The sequence below is a fragment of the Solimonas aquatica genome (assembly GCF_900111015.1).
In the GTDB taxonomy this organism is placed as follows: Bacteria; Pseudomonadota; Gammaproteobacteria; order Nevskiales; family Nevskiaceae; genus Solimonas; species Solimonas aquatica.
In genome coordinates, this window is sequence record NZ_FOFS01000016.1 from 42,236 (window position 1) to 61,009 (window position 18,774).

General features: G+C 62.8%; 16 protein-coding genes. 5 read left to right on the forward strand and 11 right to left on the reverse strand.

Features of this window, described 5'->3' with window-relative positions; translation table 11 throughout:
- Positions 1 to 42 precede the first annotated feature (42 nt).
- From BMY12_RS17860 to BMY12_RS17905, 10 genes are all read right to left on the reverse strand, one after another.
- Positions 43 to 2,574 (reverse strand): efflux RND transporter permease subunit, encoded by a 2,532-nt coding sequence (locus BMY12_RS17860; RefSeq protein WP_093289169.1) that lies wholly within the window; start codon positions 2,572 to 2,574, stop codon positions 43 to 45.
- A 166-nt stretch (positions 2,575 to 2,740) separates the two neighbouring features.
- The gene (locus tag BMY12_RS17865) at positions 2,741 to 4,372 is read right to left on the reverse strand and encodes an AMP-binding protein (protein ID WP_093289170.1); all 1,632 of its coding nucleotides are present in this window, start codon (positions 4,370 to 4,372) and stop codon (positions 2,741 to 2,743) included.
- 29 nt (positions 4,373 to 4,401) lie between these two features.
- Positions 4,402 to 5,202, reverse strand: coding sequence for an enoyl-CoA hydratase/isomerase family protein (locus BMY12_RS17870; RefSeq protein WP_093289172.1), 801 nt, complete (start codon positions 5,200 to 5,202; stop codon positions 4,402 to 4,404).
- 41 nt (positions 5,203 to 5,243) lie between these two features.
- On the reverse strand, positions 5,244 to 6,332 hold the full coding sequence (locus BMY12_RS17875; RefSeq protein ID WP_093289174.1) for an acyl-CoA dehydrogenase family protein: 1,089 nt from the start codon (positions 6,330 to 6,332) through the stop codon (positions 5,244 to 5,246).
- Positions 6,329 to 7,540, reverse strand: coding sequence for an acyl-CoA dehydrogenase family protein (locus BMY12_RS17880; protein ID WP_093289175.1), 1,212 nt, complete (start codon positions 7,538 to 7,540; stop codon positions 6,329 to 6,331). Before BMY12_RS17880 ends, BMY12_RS17875 begins: the two co-directional genes overlap by 4 nt.
- 391 nt (positions 7,541 to 7,931) lie before the next feature.
- On the reverse strand, positions 7,932 to 8,573 hold the full coding sequence (locus tag BMY12_RS17885) for a response regulator (RefSeq protein ID WP_093289177.1): 642 nt from the start codon (positions 8,571 to 8,573) through the stop codon (positions 7,932 to 7,934).
- A complete protein-coding gene (locus tag BMY12_RS17890; protein WP_177189061.1) occupies positions 8,570 to 9,799 on the reverse strand; it encodes a sensor histidine kinase in 1,230 nt (409 codons plus the stop codon). The genes BMY12_RS17885 and BMY12_RS17890 overlap by 4 nt, the downstream gene beginning before the upstream one ends.
- 125 nt (positions 9,800 to 9,924) lie before the next feature.
- A complete protein-coding gene (locus BMY12_RS17895; RefSeq protein WP_093289246.1) occupies positions 9,925 to 10,326 on the reverse strand; it encodes a limonene-1,2-epoxide hydrolase family protein in 402 nt (133 codons plus the stop codon).
- Between the two features lie 40 nt (positions 10,327 to 10,366).
- Positions 10,367 to 11,128, reverse strand: a complete 762-nt coding sequence (locus BMY12_RS17900) for a glucose 1-dehydrogenase (RefSeq protein WP_093289247.1) — start codon at positions 11,126 to 11,128, stop codon at positions 10,367 to 10,369.
- A 161-nt stretch (positions 11,129 to 11,289) separates the two neighbouring features.
- A complete protein-coding gene (locus BMY12_RS17905) occupies positions 11,290 to 13,848 on the reverse strand; it encodes an FAD-binding oxidoreductase (protein ID WP_093289180.1) in 2,559 nt (852 codons plus the stop codon).
- 548 nt (positions 13,849 to 14,396) lie between these two features.
- On the opposite strand from BMY12_RS17905, the gene BMY12_RS17910 reads away from it, so the two are divergent.
- Genes BMY12_RS17910 through BMY12_RS17925 form a run of 4 tightly spaced genes read left to right on the forward strand, consistent with a single transcriptional unit; the run spans position 14,397 to position 16,814 of the window.
- Complete coding sequence (locus BMY12_RS17910; RefSeq protein WP_093289181.1) at positions 14,397 to 14,579, forward strand: hypothetical protein; 183 nt, start codon at positions 14,397 to 14,399, stop codon at positions 14,577 to 14,579.
- The gene (locus BMY12_RS17915; protein ID WP_093289183.1) at positions 14,576 to 15,490 is read left to right on the forward strand and encodes a hydroxymethylglutaryl-CoA lyase; all 915 of its coding nucleotides are present in this window, start codon (positions 14,576 to 14,578) and stop codon (positions 15,488 to 15,490) included. Before BMY12_RS17910 ends, BMY12_RS17915 begins: the two co-directional genes overlap by 4 nt.
- Positions 15,487 to 16,182, forward strand: coding sequence for a CoA transferase subunit A (locus BMY12_RS17920; protein ID WP_093289184.1), 696 nt, complete (start codon positions 15,487 to 15,489; stop codon positions 16,180 to 16,182). Before BMY12_RS17915 ends, BMY12_RS17920 begins: the two co-directional genes overlap by 4 nt.
- A gap of 2 nt (positions 16,183 to 16,184) precedes the next feature.
- On the forward strand, positions 16,185 to 16,814 hold the full coding sequence (locus tag BMY12_RS17925) for a 3-oxoacid CoA-transferase subunit B (RefSeq protein WP_093289186.1): 630 nt from the start codon (positions 16,185 to 16,187) through the stop codon (positions 16,812 to 16,814).
- Between the two features lie 138 nt (positions 16,815 to 16,952).
- Here BMY12_RS17925 and BMY12_RS17930 read toward each other — a convergent pair whose 3' ends face one another.
- Positions 16,953 to 17,780, reverse strand: coding sequence for a class I SAM-dependent methyltransferase (locus BMY12_RS17930; RefSeq protein ID WP_093289187.1), 828 nt, complete (start codon positions 17,778 to 17,780; stop codon positions 16,953 to 16,955).
- Positions 17,781 to 18,265: 485 nt separating this feature from the next.
- Here BMY12_RS17930 and hmuQ point away from each other — a divergent pair, with 485 nt between their 5' ends.
- Positions 18,266 to 18,526, forward strand: a complete 261-nt coding sequence (hmuQ, locus tag BMY12_RS17935) for a heme-degrading protein HmuQ (RefSeq protein ID WP_093289189.1) — start codon at positions 18,266 to 18,268, stop codon at positions 18,524 to 18,526.
- Positions 18,527 to 18,774 lie beyond the last annotated feature (248 nt).

Below are 18,774 nucleotides of genomic sequence, written 5' to 3' on the forward strand. Positions count from 1 at the left end.
TAATGGGCGGCAACACTGTTTCCGCTGGCTGCCAGCGACGCCTTATTCCGCAGGGCTCATAGCGTCCCGTGATACAGACGCGCCCGGCGCCGCACGGCTGATCTGGCCGGATGCCGGCTGCGACTCGGAGGGTTTGGTCTGCGCTCGTGCAGCGGGGCCGCCATCGGCCGCGGTATACGCCGAGAGGTCAACGCCTTCGCCGATGTAGAGATCCTTGCGGCCGACGAAGCTTGGCTTGAGCAGCCATACCAGCAGTGGCAGCACCACCAGCGACATGATCATGTTGATCAACATGATCATCGCCAGCATCAGCCCCATGTCGGCCATGAACTTCAAGCCAGAAAGGAAGTACCAGGGAATGATGCCAGCCAGCATGATCACCGCAGTAAACATGATCGCCTTGCCGGTGGTCGTCAGCGAGGCGGTGATTGCAAGCCCCCAGTCGCCATCGTTGGCATGGTATTCCTCGCAAATGCGCGACAGCAGATAGATCCCGTAGTCGATACCAACACCCACGCCGATGGCCGCAACCATCAGCGAATTGATATCCAGGCCGATGCCGAGCAGGTGCATGGTGGCTTGCAGCGCAAAGTTGGTCAGATTCACCGGAATCAGCAGTAGCAGGCCGGCCAGCAACGACCGGTAGGCATACGAGCAGCCGAGCAGAATCATGAAATTGAGCAAGCCGATGATGATCCAGTGATAGCGCTCGACGACGTGGTTCATCGCCTGCTGAAGCGGAATCGTGCCCGTGGCCAGACGCACGATGAAATCATCATGTTCGGTGCCGACGAGCGCGACTGCTCGCCCGGCGGCGGCCAGGGCTGCGTCGACGGTTTCCTGCTTGTTGTCCGGATACCAGAACGACACGGTGCTGTTCTGAATCTGGAAATCAACAACCTGACTGAAGTCCTTCGGGCTGCCACCGGTCAGAGCCGCGCGTGAGGCGCCCTGTACGTGGCGATCATCCGGATCGATCGGCAACCACTTGGTGTTGCCGCCCTGGAACAGGCTGTTGGCACCCATCATGTAGTCGTTATACGAGCGCGTCGCCGTCGGCGGTGCGTCGCCGCTCTCCATCAGCACCTGCAGCATCGCCATCGTTTGCGCAGTGTGTGCCTGCTGCGCAGTGCGGCGGGTGTTGTCATCCGGATGGCGCGATTCGAGAACGATCTCAAGTGTATTGACGCCGGGAAAGTGCTTGTTGATCTGCCGCACCGCTTCGTTATATTCGGAATCGTCCCAGAGCAGATTAGAGCCCTCGACGGGATTTCCGATCTTGATCTGCAGCGCGGTGTACACTGCGAATATGCCACCGACCGCGACAACGGCCGCCGTGAGCAGCGCCGGCCTGCCAAACGTCAAACGTGCAATTCCCGCCAGAAAAGCCTGGAAACGTCGCTGAAATGCCGACGACCGACTGCTGACCAATCGCTCGACGTTGCGCGGCGCCGGCAGCGTGGCCAGCAGCAGCGAGATCAACACGACACCCGTGGGGATGAGCCATACCGCCCACCAGCCGCAGAACAGCGCGAAGCGATCCATTGCCGGAATCGGCGCAATGGCTATCACGAAGATGCCGACGATATCGGTGAAGATGCCCAGCACCGACGGTGCCATCATGCAGCCCATCGTGATCTCGGCGGCTTTCACCTTGTCCCGCACGTGCGCATAGATCTCGTAGTAGCGCTCCGTAAACTGCACACAATGCGAAAATGACCTCGCCACCAGCAGCAAGGGCACAATCATCAGCAAGGGCTCGATCGGCGACTTGAGCCAACCTGTCAGGCCGAAGCCCCAGATGGCGGCAACCAGGCTGGTGACAATCGGCGTCACCACGCCAACGATGTTGCGCATGTACAGTGCCAGTGCCAGCACCAGCAAGCCGAGCGTGACCGCAAAGATGCCAAACATCTGCGACTCAAGCTGATACACCCACCCGGTCAGTGCCGGCTGGCCGGCAAGGTAGACGTTGTGGTGCTCGTCGCGTGCCAACTCCACCAGCTTCTGTACGTGGCGGAAGGCGGCACCATAATCAAGAATGCGTTCGATGAAGGTCGCTTCTATGATTGTCGCCGTATGATCTTTTGAAATCAGGAATCCGCGCGCACCGGGGGCCTTGTCGACCCGACGCCGAAACTCGGCGATCTCGTCGCCCGTCTGCGGGACGTGATCGCCCATCAGCGGCTGGGATTCAATGCCAGCAGGTGTTGCCTCCGCGTAGCGTGCCTTGGTCGTCGTGATCGATAGGATCTTGTCGTGGTCGACGCCTAGCGTCAGGTCGATATCACGGGTCAGGTTCCAGACTTTACGCAGCGTCTCGGCGTTGTAGATGTCCTGGCCGTCCTTACGCTTGACCATCACCGAAATCGTCAGCGGGCTGCCAAATCCGGGATGATCCTTGTACACCTGCACGAAGGGGTCGTCTTCCGGCAGAAGATCGGAGAAGATCGTCTTCAATTCAACATTGCGCAAACCAACCGCGAAGAACAGCGTCACCGCCACGAAGAACAGTCCGGCGCCGAGACGGTGCCGCATCATCCATGCCGCGATTTTGAATCGGATTGAATTCACGAGTTCTCTTCCAGATATCCCGCACTGATGATTCAGTCGGGCGTTCCTGCAGCCACGCCCGTTTTTTTACTTTGATATTCGCCTACTGTGGCAAAGGGCTTCCGAAGTACCAATCGCCCGGATCGGTGGACTCACCGTCTCTTTCGGGTTCAATGCGATGCCGGGCTCAGCAGCCGCCACCTGCTTCGGCAATCCATCTGCGCAGGATGTCTTTCCGGATCTTGCCGGACGGCGTGCGCGGCAATGCTTCGACGCGCTGAAGGCGCTCAGGACATTTCTGTCGCGCCAGCCCGGCCTCCTGCACCACGCGACATATCTCATCCAGCGTCGGCGCCGTACCTTCGCGTGCGATCACATAAGCGCATACCGCCTCACCGAGACGATGGTCCGGCATCGCCACGACCGCCGCTTCGACAATATCCGGATGCCGGTGCAATACATCCTCGATTTCCTTGGCTGAGATATTTTCACCGCCGCGAATGATCAGATCTTTCTTTCGGCCCGTAATCGTCAAGGTGTCATGCTCGCCGCAGACACCAAGATCGCCGGTGCGAAGATAGCCATCGTCAGTCACAGCTTCCGCGGTCTGAGCCGGATCGGCATAGCCGAGAAACAGACCGGCGCCGCGGACCAGAATCTCACCTTCAGTGCCAGGCGCCGCCGCGCCGCCAGCCACCGGATCCTCGATCCGCAGGGCATAGCCATTCACGCATCCATCGGTGACCGCTGCGAGTTCCGCATCAGCGTCAGCCGCGATGCCAAAGGTGATCAGCGGCGCTTCTGTCATGCCATAAACACGGAATGTACGACCGGCAAGCGTGGCGTTGGCGCGGCGAACCAGGTCCGGGGGCACTGCCGCACCCCCACAGGCAAAGACGCGCAAGCTTGGCAGGCTCGATCCGGCGGCCTCAGCCTGCTCCAGCAACTCCTTGAGGAATGGCGTGGCCCCCACCGTGGCATCGATGCGGAGCGCGTGCGTCAGCTCAACAGCCTCCGCCGCATCCCAGCGCTCCATCAGCACGGTCTGCGTACCGAGTTCGAACGGCATCTCCAGACCGCAGCAATAGCCGGTGACATGAGTCACCGGCGACGGCATCAGCACACGGTCGCCTTGCCCTAATCCCCAACGCGTGGCGGCACGCAGCACCGCCGCAGGCAGCGAGCGATGGGAGTGCAGCACACCTTTGGCACGCCCTGTCGTTCCCGAGGTGTACATGATCAACTTCACCGCGTCGGCACAACGCTCCGGTGACGGCGGCGCAAGACCCCTGCCCTGTTCGAGCAGCGCCTCGTACGACAGCCCGCCACCACGGGGGTCTCGCACACGCACGATCGCACGCAACTCCGGGAGCTCTGCGGAAATGCGTTCCGCCATCGCTGCATAGTCGTAGCCGCGCCATTGGCCGGGAACGAAGCAGATCCGGCTTTGGCAGTCAGCCAGTGTCACGGCCACCTCGGCGTCACGATAGATTGGCACGATCGGATTGCACACCCATCCGCCGATGCAGGCAGCAAGGTTGATGACGGCGGCTTCAGACCAGTTAGGCAGCTGGAAGCTCAGCACGTCGCCGGGGCGCAGCCCCAAGGCCCACAGCGATGCCGCCAGGCACTCGGCATCAGCCAGCAGCTCCGCATACGATCGGCATGCCCCTGCACTGTCACGAATGGCGCATCGCTGCGGATCCCGCTGCGCCCAGCGTCTTGCCTTGTCGAGAATGGTCTCGTCGATGGATGCACATGACAGATCCGGCACCGGCGCGATCTGCCGTGACAGTGTGTCCCAGTCCAGTTTCCTCATTGCCCGAATCCCCTTCCGTCCGCAGCGTGCTAACGGCCCCGGTAGACAGGCTTGCGGCGCTCGCGAAATGCATCAATGCCTTCCTGATGATCCGCGCTCAGATTCGACAGCGCTTCGTAAGCCAGGCCGGTATCAAAGATCTGGTGGGCGATCGCCTTTAGCGTGAGATTGGTGGTGATCTTGGTCCAGCGGATCGCCTTGCTTGCGCCAGCGGCGAGCCGCTCTGCGAAGCCGTAGACCGCTTCGTCAAGTTCGTCTGCCGGCACCACACGGTTGATCAGGCCAATGCGCTCCGCTTCTTTCGCGTCCAGCAGATCGCCGGTCAACAGGTATTGCTTGGCGCGGGCGAAACCCACCAGCTGCGGCCAGATGATTGCGCCGCCGTCACCGGCGACCAGTCCTACCGAGACATGCGGATCGCCAATCACGGTGCCTTCGGCTGCGAAGATCACATCGCTCAACAGCGCCAGCGACGCGCCCAGTCCGGTTGCCGCACCATTCAGGCGGGCAATGATCGGCTTCTCGACTTCGAGCTGGCCAAACAGGATGCGTTTCGCCTCCCGGGTCATCTCCTCGAAGATCGACGGCTCGTCGATTGCGGCCTGCAACCACTTCAAGTCGCCGCCGGCGCAGAATGCGCGACCGCTGCCGGTGAGCACGATGACGTCGGACTCCGGATCCTTGTTCACGTCATGAAACAAGTTCGCCAGCTCGCGATGCATTTCGCCGTTGACGGCGTTATATGCATCGGGCCGATCCAGGGATACGGTCAGGATGCGTCCGCGCCGACTGAACTTGATGTGCCGATACGCATCGAATGCGCTGCTCATGCTGCTGCCTCCGAAAGGTGGGGTGGTAAAAGGTAAAGCGCTCATGCCGCCATGCGGGAAAGCGCCCAGTCGGCGCTGCCGTACAAGCTTTCGAGCATCAGGACGCGTTTGTAGTAATCGCCGACCGCCAATTCGTCAGTCATGCCCATGCCGCCGTGCAACTGAATCGCCTGCTGGGTAACGAAACGACCAGCCGCCGCTATCTGCGCGCGCACCATCAGCAACTGTCGCGGTAAATCAGCTTCGTTCCGGTCCACGGCCTCCACCACTCTGTGCGCCAGAGCCAGCGACTCGCGGTAATGCAGGTACATATCGACGAGGCGGTGCTGCAGGACCTGAAAGCTGCTCAACGTCCGCCCGAACTGGCGACGCTGCCGCATGTGATCGGCCGTGGCATCCACGACGCTGCGCAGCAAGCCGGCGGTTTCGACAGCCGCCAGCGCCGCCCCCCGGGCGCGGGCGCGTCGCAGTGCCGCTTCGCCACGTACCAGCAGGCGTGCACGTGCGCCTTCGAAGCGGATTGCCGCCGCACCGCGATCATCCAGCGTGCGATAGGGCCGCAGGGTCACGCCCGGCTCGTCGCGCAGCAGCAGGAAGGAGGCCGGCTCATCGGTGCCGGCAATACGGGCACTGACAATCAGCCCGGTGCTGGTCAGCGCCGCCGGCACGCAGGTCTTTTCGCCGTTCAGGCGATAAGCGCCGCCTTCGGCCGCCGCCACCGTGGACAGCAGGCCATCGCGCGACGCTGGATTGGCCTCGCGATCGGCAAACGCGGGACGTGCAAGCCCTTCGACGATAGCGTCCAGCAAGCCGTCGTCGCTGCCGCTGTGCCGGGCGTCCAGCAACAGGCTGGCGGACTCGGCGAGCACACCCAGCAGGGGCTCCCGCCACAGGGCGGCGCCGGCGCCCTTGAACAGTGGCAGCACATTGGCCAGCAAGGGATGAGTGTTACCCTCATCCGGGAGAACCAGGCTGAACCACCCCAGTTCGGCCATCTCCCGCCAAACCGGCAAGCGGTAAGCGTCCGGCTCCGCACCATAGGCTTTCCACTGCGCCCGGGAATAGCGCTCGCGGCTGAAGCGGGCCACGCCGTCTTCAAGCATCGCAAGTAAATCGGCGTCCATGCTCATAGCCCCAGCTGCGCCTTGGCGACGATGCCACGCTGGATTTCATTGCTGCCGCCATAGATGCTCGTCGCGCGGCTGTAGAGATGATCGAAGATCAGCGCGGGCGCTTCCTCGAGGCCATGCACTTCGCCGGCAAATTCAGCCAGAATCGCTTCCGGCTGGAATGCCAGACCGGTCGCCCCGAGCGCTGAAATCACCGCATCAAGAATGGCCTGCTGCATTTCGGAGCCGCGAATCTTGAGCAGCGATGCATCGCTTTCGGCGCCGCCGGCTCGCTCCATGTCTTGCGCGATCGCGTAAGCCGAGGTCCGAAGGCTGTGCAACTGCACTTCAAGCTGTGCCAGGCGCAGGCGGAAGGCGGGCGTCTCCCCGAGCGGGAGGTCGCCGTCCTTGAGTTCGAGTCCAAGCGCGGTGAGTCGATCCAAGAGACGGCGCGCCTTGCCGAGCTCAGCCACCAGCAGACGTTCGCGGCCGACGATGAAGCGGGCCAGCTTCCAGCCATCGCCTTCCTCTCCAACGCGGTCTTGAACCGGCACACGCACCGCGTCCAGGAACACCTCGTTGACGTGCCGGATGCCGTCGATGGTCTGAATCGGACGCACCGTGACACCCGGACTGCGCAGGTCGATCAGCAGAAACGAAATGCCCTGCTGCCGGCGTTCACAGCGCTGGGTACGGACCAGGCAGAACATCTTGTCCGCCCACTGCGCCATCGTCGTCCAGGTTTTCTGGCCAGAGACGATGTAGTGATCGCCATCGCGTTCTGCGAATGTCGCGACCGAAGCCAGATCGGACCCGGCGCCAGGTTCCGAGAATCCCTGGCACCACCAGGTCTTTGATTCGCGAATTCCCGGCAGGTAGCGTGCCTTCTGCGCCTCGCTGCCGAAGGTGTAGATAACCGGACCAACGAAGCTGAAGCCGAAGTGTGTCAGCCACGGCGTGCCGGCGCGCTCCAACTCCTCGATCAGAACCAGACGCTGCACCGGCCCCCATCCGCCACCGCCATAGGCCACCGGCCAGTCACCGACGAACCAGCCGCGCGCATGCAGCAGGCGCTGCCACTGCACACGATCTTCCTTTGAAAAATATGCATGCCGGCGGATTTTTTCCGCCAGCTCATCGGGAATGCCATTGGCGCAGAACTCGCGAACCTCAGCGCGAAAGGCGCGCTCATCGAATCGACCCTTGCCGACCTGCCCGTCTCCGTCCATAAGCGTCCGCCCGCTCCGTTTCTATTTGTTCGCACTGCCGCCGTCTGCGAGCGCAGCGGCCGGGGTGAGAGCGGATATCCTGTCTTGCGCACCGGAACGCGACCATCACGCAATATGAGCAAGGCCTCGACCCTTTCGGGTGAATCCGGCCGGAATTCCAGCGCGCACAAAAAAGCCGACGGGCATAAGCGCTACCGTCGGCATGTGGAGGAGATTCCCACATTGGCCGCCCCGGCGGCCTTTGCAGTGTCCTGATGGTGAAGGCCGCGGCGACCCCGATCCATACAGCTATCGGGTGAATGGCGGAGTCCGTTCGGGGGCGTCTGGCAGCAGATAACTAACGGGGCGATGCAGAAATCGTTTGCATTACCCCGTCAGCTCGCCACCACCATCATTCGATGATCTGCATGCGCAGGGCTATGGCCACCGCGTGCGCACGGTCAGCCGCACCGATTTTTTCGTAGACGCGCCGCAGATGCGATTTGACCGTGTCCTCGCTGAGCGACAGATCGCGCGCAATCATCTTGTTGCTCTTGCCGGCGGCAAGCGATTCGAGGATATGCATTTCGCGGCTGCTCAAGGCGCCGCTTTCATCCGCGAGCTTCGCCTCGCGGGCAAGTCTCTTCAGCAAAGGCATCGTCACCTCGGCCTGCAGGAAACCACCACCTGCGGCCACGGCGCGCACCGCGCGCAGCAACTCCTCGCTGGCCGCGCTTTTCAGAACGTAGCCGGTGGCGCCGGCGTTCATCGTCGCCCAGACATAGCCTGGGTTGTCGTACATGGTGAAGATCATGACCTTGGTGAAAGGGCATACGGCCAGTATCTGGCCGATCGCGCTCATGCCACTCTGGCCAGGCAGCTTGAGATCCAGAACAACGATATCGGGTCGCAGCGCGGCAATATCGACGATGCCGGCCGTGGCGTCGCCCGCCTGCCCAACGACGGTGATGTCGGACTGCGCATCAAGCATCGTCGCGACCGCCTCACGCAAAGCACGATGATCGTCGATCAGGTATGCGCGAATCTGATTCATCGGGGTGCTCTTCTCGGAAGTCTGACGGTGAGTTTGGTTCCGCTGCCATTTCCATGGCTGAGGATGGTCATGTTGCCACCGAGAGCCTTGGCGCGTTCGCGCATGGCCATCAGGCCATAGTGCCCAAGGGGGACATTACCTGCATCGAATCCAGCACCATCGTCGGTGATCGTCAACAGCACATCTTCACCGTTCGGAATGAACCGCACCTCGACGTGCCGCGGATCGGCATGTTTGCGCAGGTTCAGTATCGCCTCCTGCAGAATCCTGAACAGCGCCGCATCATGCTTTGAACGCCAGCCATGCAGAGACGCATCGATGTGCACTTTCAACTTGAATGACACGATGTCCGACAGCTTCATCAGATATTCCACGGCAGCCTCGTAGAATCCAAGCTCCTCCAGAACCGTCGGCTGCAGCTCATTCATGATGTTGCGCACATCACGTGTGCATTCGCTGATCTCAACGGCCAGCATGTCCAGATGCGCTTGCGTCTCCGGCCGCTCCCCCACCTCACGCTTCAGCCGTTCGAGAATCTGGCGCAAATTGAACATGCGACCACTCATCCGGTCATGCAGCTCATGCGCGATGTTCTTCTTTTCCTCTTCCCCGACACTGATCAAGCGGTGCAGCAGCCATCTCAGGCGCTGGCTGGCCTGTGACAGTGAGCGAGATTGCTGCTGCACGAGCACGATATTCTGGCGCGCCCAGTTGGCCAGCATCGCTGCCATGGCGGTAACGATGCCAAGATAGTAGAGGGCAACCAACAGGGTCTTGAGTTCGGCATCCGAGTCCGGCGCGGACAGATACAACACCACCACCAGCAGCGCATTGAACACCGCAATCCCGATCAGCTTGCGAAGACCGAAGCGGAACGCGGTCGCCAGTAGCGTGAAGTAAAAGAACACATAGAAAATCGAGCTGACCCCGCCGGTCACGAAACAGATCGCAAACGCCGCCAAGGGGTCGCCAACGGTCGTGATTGCGGACGTGCGCTGAATGTTGTGCGCCCGCCGCGCGCTGCAGTATGACCAGGCGGTGTAGAACACACCGCATGCGTAGATTCCCCATACCAGCACTCGCTCGAGTCCATACCCTTGCAGATATAGCACCACAAGCCAGCTGAGCATGCCGATGACACGTATCCACAGGATTTCGTGCTCGGCTCGCTTTAAGTGCGCAAGCAGGCGCTCGTGTTCCAGCGCCTCTGTGGCGTTTTCCAGCAAGTCATCCTCCAGAACTCGCTGGGTGTGAGTTCTCATAGCATGTGCAAATATACGCGCATCCTGGCTTTTTGGAGAATGTCGGCAGCAGGAGCGTTCGCAGTTGCGGCTCGTCCACCCGGTCCGGATCAGAGAGACAGGCCGCTCTGCCTTTGAAAGTCCCCCAGATCGAAATAATCGCTGAAGCGCACGATCTTTCCATCGGCGACCTCGAAAACGCCGGTTACCGGCAACTCGATGCCACGCCCGTCTCGCATCACGAATCTGTCGATGCGCTCAACCAGAACCAGATTCGAGTCCGATGCGATATTGACGATGTCGAGAGACGCCCGCTCGAACATTTCCAGAAACCGGGCAAAGGCATGCCGTATCCCGGCGACTCCGCGGATCGGTTCGACCGGCACATTGTGATAGACAGCCGCATCCGCAAAAAAACCGACCAGACGATCGAGATCCCGTTCTCTCCAGGCACCGAGGAAGCCGCGCACCAGCTCCGCCGCGCCATCCGATGCAAGCTCAACGTTCTTCATATTCCCCCCCGTATCCATGCGCCTCGCTGCAGCGCTGGGCTCACTGCGCCGCGTAACCGCCATCAACGGCCAGTGCGTGACCGGTGACGAAGCTGGACTGATCGGAGCCCAGCCAGATCGCCGCCGCCGCGATTTCGTCGGTGGTCCCGAGACGCCCCATCGGCTTGAGCGCCAGCAAGCCCTGACGGATCGAGGGATCGGTTTCGATCAGGCGTTCGAGCAGCGCGGTTTCGACCATGCCTGGACACAAGGCGTTGACCCTCACACCCGTCTTCGCCACCGTGATTGCGGTTGAACGCACCAGTCCGACAACACCGTGCTTGCTGGCGACGTAGGCTGGCAGGCCCGCAGCACCGACCAAGCCGGCCACCGACGCGGTCGCCACAATCGAGCCGCTGCCGCGCTCGATCATGGCTGGCAGCGTCGCCTTGATCGTCCGGAAGATTCCGTTGAGATTGATATCGATCACGCGAAGAAAGGCGTCCTCCGCACAGTCTGCGGGCGACCCGAGCGGTCCCTCCACCCCCGCGTTGGCATAGACGATATCCGGAGCGCCGAAGTGCCGGACGGCCAGCGCTACGAGCCCGTCAACCTCGCTTTGGCGGGTAACGTCGCAGAAATCCCAGGCGACTCTCGCCCCCGACTGCCTCAGCCCCACGACCGTTTCCTCAAGCGCCCCGGTGGCAATGTCACCCAGAACCAGCGCGGCGCCTTCAGCTGCCGCGGCCCGGGCGATCGCCGCCCCTATCCCCATGGCCGCCCCGGTCACGAGCACCACCTTGCCTTCCATCAGCCTCTTCATGTGATCTGTCCCCACGGTTTTCATTGGGGAAGCTTCACAACGCTGCGCTCTTTCGGCCATCCCCCGATCCGGGACAACAGCATCCCCAAACGGGTATCCAGGAGAGCGGTCCGCCTGTCCGTGTTGCCGGCGCGCGGGAAGCCGGTACGGACCTCACACGGTCAGTTGGGTGTCGTGACGTCACTGATCGCCACATCCGGCCCCGGATGCGCCCGTGGCGCTGGCGCGTGGTATTCGCCGTTGCGTCCTTCGCCGAAATTTCGCTCGATCAGCGTGCGCTTGAAACGCAGCTTGGTGCCGAGCCACTTGCCGAGCACTCTGGCAACCATATACGGCGTCGTCAGGCTGCCCGGTGGCGAAACGAAATGGACGACCGAGAGCAACTGGCGATAGACGTCCATGTCGTCGTGGGACAACTCCGTCAGCCGGTCCATGTACCAGGTCAGGGCGCGGAAATACCACGGGCGCTTGGCATCAACCTGATGAATCCATGGGTAACGCAGGTTCTGTTCGCGCACGACGAACCAGACCAGGTCCCCTATCTTTCCGATCCTGCGGTTGTAGCGATGCACGAAGGACTCGCTGCCGAAGTCGGCGCTTTCCAGAAGCGCTCTCAGTTCGGCCAGTTCCAGCAAACCCTTGGTCATGCCGGCACCGGAGACCGGATCGGCGCTGGCGTGAGCATCTCCGACCACGACGAGCCCCGAGGGCAGGTGCTTCATCTTTTCGTAGTGCAGCCTCACCATGTCCGGGTAGCGGAAGTTGTAGACCGGAGAGATGGGCTTCAGGCCTTCGAGATTGCGCGCCACTTCCGTATTCGGCATCAGCTTGGCGAATTCGCGGAACTCCTCATCGTTGCGCGGCGGCGAATAGCAGTTATATGCGACCAGCGATGTTGACAGCATCGTCCGGCTGGAGTCTGTGTAATATTGAGCCGTGTAGTGCTCCTGATGCGGGCGGTACGCATAACAGATGACCATGACCTTGTCCCGCCACTGCCGCTCCGGCGGGACCGCGTGCCGCATCGTCGAGTAGAAGCAGTTGATGCTGTCGCGTTCCGCCTCCGGCGTACCGATGCCGATACGCTCGAGGAGCTGCGGGATCGGCGTGTTCTTGCCCGATGCATCGACCACAAATTCCGCAGCGACGGGCTGCAGGCGGCCTTCGATGGAAGCGCCGACGCCAAGCACCCGATTCGAGGCCTTGTCGTAGATCAGGTCGTGGACTTCCGAGTCATAGCGGAACTCGATGCGCGCTTCGCGATCGAGTCGCCGCCGCACGCACCATTCAAGCAGGGGGCGGCCGGCGCAGACGATCTCGATCCCACTCTTGCAGACTTTTTTCCAGGCGCCAGCCATGTACAAGCGGTACTGTTCGGCCATGTCCACTTTGAAGGCGCCTGCCCGCACCATGTCGTCGATGATGCCGGGGAACACCGTTTCAAGCATGCGCTGGCCCGCGATCAGCAGATGATGGAGATGCCAGCCTTGTGCCACACCGGGGCGCCCCTCCATACGATGATGTCCGCTATCCTTCTCCAGCACGATGACGCGTTCGAATTTCTGCAGCAGCACCTTGGCCGTTGCCATGCCGATTATGCTGCCGCCGATAACAACCGCAGTGCCCAGCCCGCGCCGGCGCAGCTCGCCATAGTCCAGACCCTTCGTATCCAGACGCAGCGGTTCATGCGCGGCAGCGCTGACGCCAGTGGGCACGAATTTCTCGTAATAGAGCGTGATGTTGTGCATCCCACGCGCATCAAACCATCGCCGTACCGCCTCCACCATGGCCGGCGGCCCACAGAGATAGACATCCACATCGCCACCGTTCAGGTCGCCGACGTCGAGCAGATCCGTAATCAGGCCGGTCGCCCCCTTCCAGCGGGGGTCAGGCTCGGCAACGACCGTATGCAGGGCAAGGCCCGGGCAGGCGTCGCCAAGCTTTTTCAGCGCATCAAGCTTGCAAAGATCCTCGTACCGGGAGACCCCGTAATACAGATGAACCGGCTGTGTGCAGCCATCGCGGCTCAGCTGCTCTGCGATCGCCAAAATCGCCGACAGTCCGGTACCGCCAGCCATCAGCACAACCGGGCGCGTGGCTTCGCGCAGATAGAAGCGCCCCTTGCTGCCCCGTAACTGGATCCGATCTCCGGCACGCGCGCGCAGACGCAGATAATCCGACATCGCGCCTTGTGGCAGCAGACGGATGATGAACTCCAGGCGATTTTCGTCGTTGGCGACGTGCGCGTATGAATAACTTCTCCACAGCCCGGTGCCGGGTACCATGAGCTGCGCAAACTGTCCGGGCTGGTAGCTCAGCTTCTCACCAAGATTGGAGGCGTCTATCCGCAGGATGGCGGTCGAATTGGACACCAGCTCGACAGATTCGAGCATGGCCTCGCCAGCGACGAGCCGCGCTGCATTGGCGTTCGCCGGGTACGCCAGCTCGATCACGCAATCCGAACGCACCCGGGCCTGGCAGGCCAGCAACTTACGGGTGCTTCGCTCCTGTTCGCTCAAACCCTCCGTGCGGCCTAGTTCGTAGCTGCCGCTGGTACAGTTGCCCACGCAGGTACCGCAGATGCCGCTCTGGCATTCATTGACGATGGGCACCCCACTGGCCTCTGCAGCTTCGAGGATCGTCTGATCCTCCGAAACGCTCAGACGCTTTTCGGTGCCATCCGAATAACGCACCGTAATCTTGTGCAACATGTGATCCATTCCTCCACGCATCACGGCCTGGGCCGTCTTGGGCATGGGCACAGCGTCAGCGCGATTCGCGGCCCGCGCCTATGCCGCGCGGATCGCCCGCAGCGCCAGCCGCGTCCCTGTACCCGACGTAACATCGCCGAGCCGTAACGCCTTTGTTATCGCTCAGATAGGGGAACGGCCCGATCCGATCAGGGGGTGCGCCTCGTGCCCGGAAAAAGACCACCGATATCCGCTCCACTCGCGCAACCGCCCCCCGGTTCTGCGCACGCCAGAAGCCGGGCTCGCCGCAGCAGCGCCGTGCGGTGCATACCTGAACCTTGTTGGCACCCGGCCCGCGTCCGGGGCGGCTTTCCTTTCCCTCGCCTGTCGACCAGGCACCCGCGCGCCGGCGGCCAGCGCCCGCAGCACATTGCCGAACGCAATTTCATTTTGCGAATTTTTATTCACTTTTTACCGCGCCGCTCATAGAATGGCTTCGCCCGCCATGGCGCCTGCCCGGCAAGGCAGGACTCCGGCCGCCGCCCATAACCCAGTGGTTCCCTTCATGACGGATCGACATGAGCAACAAGACATCTGAATTTGATCCGGGCTTCGATATCGATGCGCTGCACGAAACGCCGGTGCGTCATGCGCACAGGCCGGAGGCGTCCGCGCAAGAAACGGACAAGGGCTTCCACTGCATTCCGACCCAGCAGACACGGAGCGGCGTCTCGCTCATCGGCCTGGAGCGCGCGCCATGAATGCCCTGTCGAAGCAGGTCCGCATCGTCGAAGTCGGCGCGCGCGACGGGCTACAGAACGAACCGGGCGAGGTGCCCACGGCGGTCAAGCTCGGCCTCATCGAGCGGCTCGCCGATGCCGGACTGCGTCATATCGAGGCCACTGCGTTCGTCTCGCCAAAGTGGGTACCGCAGATGGCCGACCAGGACGCCGTCATGCGCGGCGTGCCACGCCGCGCCGGGCTGCGCTACTCGGCCCTCACGCCGAACCTCAAGGGCTTCCAGGCCGCGCTCGCCGCCGGCGCCGACGAGGTGGCCGTGTTCGGCGCGGCGTCCGAGGCGTTCACGCAGAAGAACATCAACTGTTCGATCGCCGAGAGCCTGACTCGCTTCGAGGACGTGGTGGCTGCGGCGAAGATGCACGGCATCCCGGTGCGCTGCTACATCTCCTGCGCGCTCGGCTGCCCCTATCAGGGTGAGGTCTCGCCACAGGCAGTGGCCGAGGTCGCCGCCGCCGTGTATCAGATGGGCTGTCACGAGATCGCGCTGAGCGACACCATCGGCGTCGGCACGCCCGAGAAGACCAAGCGCATGATCGAGGCCGTGCTCAAGGTGGTGCCGGTCGAAAAGCTCGCCGCTCACTACCACGATACCTACGCGCAGGCGCTGGCCAACGTCTACGCCTCGCTGCAAATGGGCATCAGCACCTTCGATGCCTCGGTGGCCGGGCTCGGCGGCTGCCCCTATGCGGCGGGCGCGGCGGGCAACGTCGCCAGCGAGGACCTCATTTATCTGCTGCACGGCCTGGGCATCGAAACCGGCGTCGATCTCGATGCGCTCGTGCACGCCGGCGACTACATCTGTTCGACAATCGGCCGGCCGACGCGCTCGCGCGTCGCGCAGGCCCTTTCCAAGAAGAGGAGCAAGGCATGAACAAGCTGTACCCCGACGCCAGGAGCGCGCTCGAGGATCTGGTCCGTGACGGAATCACGCTCGCCGTCGGCGGCTTCGGCCTCTGCGGCATTCCCGAGGCGCTGATTGCCGCCCTGCGCGATACCGGCAAGAAAGACTTCACCATCATCAGCAACAACGCCGGCGTCGATGGCTTCGGTCTCGGCCAGCTGCTGACGACGCGACAGATCCGGAAGATGATCTCGTCGTACGTCGGCGAGAACAAGGAGTTCGAGCGCCAGTATCTCGCCGGCGAACTCGAACTGGAGTTCACGCCGCAGGGCAATCTCGCCGAACGCCTGCGCGCCGGTGGCGCCGGCATCCCTGCGTTCTTCACCAGGACCGGCTACGGCACGATTGTGGCAGAGGGCAAGGAAACGCGGCAGTTCGACGGTGAGTGGTATGTACTCGAAAGAGCACTGAAGGCCGACGTCGCGCTGGTCAAGGCCTGGAAGGCCGATCAGGCCGGCAATCTTGTCTATCGTCGCACCGCGCGCAACTTCAATCCGATGGTTGCCGCGGCGGCACCGGTCTGCATCGCCGAGGTTGAGGAGATTGTCGAAACCGGTGCACTCGATCCCGACCAGATCCATACACCGGGCATCTATGTGAAGCGCCTCGTGCTCAACAAGACTCCCGAGAAGCGCATTGAACAACGCACCGTGAGGACATGACGATGGCTTGGACCCGTGAACAGATGGCGCAGCGCGCCGCACGCGAGTTGCAGGACGGTTTCTACGTCAATCTTGGCATCGGCCTGCCGACACTCGTCGCCAATTACATTCCCGAGGGCATGGACGTGTGGCTGCAGTCCGAGAACGGCCTGCTGGGCATCGGTCCGTTCCCGCGCGCCGACGAGGTCGATGCCGATCTCATCAACGCCGGCAAGCAGACCATCACCACAATCCCCGGCAGCTCTTTCTTCTCCAGCGCCGATTCGTTTGCGATGATCCGTGGCGGCCACATCAATCTGTCGATCCTCGGCGCGATGCAGGTCTCCGCAAAGGGCGACCTAGCGAACTGGATGGTGCCCGGCAAGATGGTCAAGGGCATGGGCGGTGCGATGGATCTCGTCGCCGGCGTCAAGCGTGTCGTCGTGCTCATGGAACATACGGCCAAGGGCGGCGAGCTCAAGATTCTGCCGCAATGCACACTGCCGCTCACCGGCGTCGGCGTCGTCGACCGCATCATCACCGAGCTTGGCGTTTTTGACGTCACCGCAGCCGGGCTGCAGCTCGTGGAGCTGGCACCTGAGGTCTCGATGGACGAGGTCAGGCAGAAAACCGGCGTGCCGGTACTGCAGTGACATAAGCGCCGTAGCAGAAATCGGCGGCAGCATCGCGCAGCCTGCAGCGCTTCACCCAGCACGGCCGCCACCGGCGGCGGCTGTCTCAGGATCGAACCGGCTGGCCGCGGCGAGCACCACAGCGCAGCGCGGTGCGCCTCATTTCCCCGGCTTCACGAACTTCAGGGTCATGCGGTCGCTTTCGCCGATGGCCAGATACCGCTCGCGGTCCTTGTCGCCCAGGCGCAGGGTGGGCGGCAGGGTCCAGACGCCTTCGGGATGATTGGCGTCGTCGCGGGGATTGGCGTTGATCTCGGATCTGGCCGCCAGCTCAAAACCGGCGCGCTGTGCCATCTGGATCACATAGTCCTCGCGCAGATAGCCGCTGGCTTCCTGATCGCTCAGCGGCCGGCCGGCCGGCAGGCGGTGGTCCACCACACCCAGCACGCCGCCGGGCTTGAGCGCCACATACATGGCCTTGAACGCCGCCACCACGCGCTCATCGCCACCGCCACGCATGTACCAGTTGTGCACATTGCGGAAGGTCAACACCAGATCGACGCTGCCGGCGGGCGCGATGTCCACGCGCCTGGGCGGGTCGAACGTGGTGACGCTGACGCGGTCGTACAGCGCCGGATCGGCACGCAGCTTGGCGTCGAAGCTGGCGCGGGCCTCGCGGTAATACTTCGAGTCCGAGTCGGCGGGGAAATGCGCGGCGTAGTAATGCCCCTGCTCGCGCAGCAGCGGCGCCAGAATCTCCGTGTACCAGCCGCCACCGGGCCAGATCTCCACCACCGTCATCTCCGGACGGATGCCGAAGAAGCGCAAGGTCTGCACCGGATGGCGCGCGCCATCGCGCTGCACATAGTCGGGCGTGCGCTTGGCGCTGCCCACCGCCGCCTCCAGCGCGCCGGCCGCCGGCGCCGCCTGCGAAAGGAAGCAACAGACCGCGGCCAGACAGGCCGCCCTCAACGCTTGGATGTTCATACCGGTCCTCAGGCGGCGCACGCGCCGCGATGCGCTTGGATTCAGATCGACTTTAAAGCCTGGCCAGCCACAGCTTGCAATTGAGAGTAATTCTCAATAACCTGGGAATGGCCAGCAGGGTCCCCATCGCCAGCCTCCCTTTCTTCACCAGGAGTCTGCGATGCCCGCATTTCCTCCGACGTCTTTACCACCGCCTCACCCGATCTCGACACGGAAACCGCCGCAGGCCCGGCGCAAGACGCCGTCGCCAGTCTGCGCCGGCCGGCGGCCGGCCCCGCCGGAAAACCGCGACACCGCAGGCGACCCTACCGCCCTGGAGAACACACCATGAGCATCGCCCTGTTTCTGCTGCTGGATCTGCTGGCCTGCTTCGCCATCGTGTTCCTGCTCATGCCGGGCGACGGCGGCGGCAAGAAAAAGCGCCGCCCCGCGCATCTGCGCTAGCCTACCGGCATCGCCACCTTCGCAGGCTACCAAGAACCGCCATGTTCATCGCCATGAACCGCTTCAAGATCGCGCGCGGCCGCGAGGATGATTTCGTCGCGGTGTGGAAGAACCGCGACAGTCACCTCGCCGGCGTGCCGGGCTTTCGTCAGTTTCATCTGCTGCGCGGCGAGAGTCAGGACGACCACACCCTGTTCGCCTCGCACTCGGTGTGGGACTCGCGCACCGCCTTCGAAGCCTGGACGCGCTCGGAGGCGTTTCGCATGGCGCACCGCAATGCCGGCGACACGAGGGCCTGTTAACAATCACTTGAAGCGTTGCGTTGCTGCCAGAAATCGCGCCAGGCAAGGCGCGAAACGCAGGCCTTGGTGGTTCCAAGGCCAAGTTTCGCAACGCCGCATGGCGCGATTTCCGGCGCAACCCGAAGGGACGGGGCTGTTTTGGCGCAGGGCGGCGTTGACAGCCGCTGGCTTGGAATCACCAAGCGGCGCGTCTGCCGCCTTGCCCTGCGCCAAAACAGCCGCCGTCGCAGCGCGTCAAGTGATTGTTA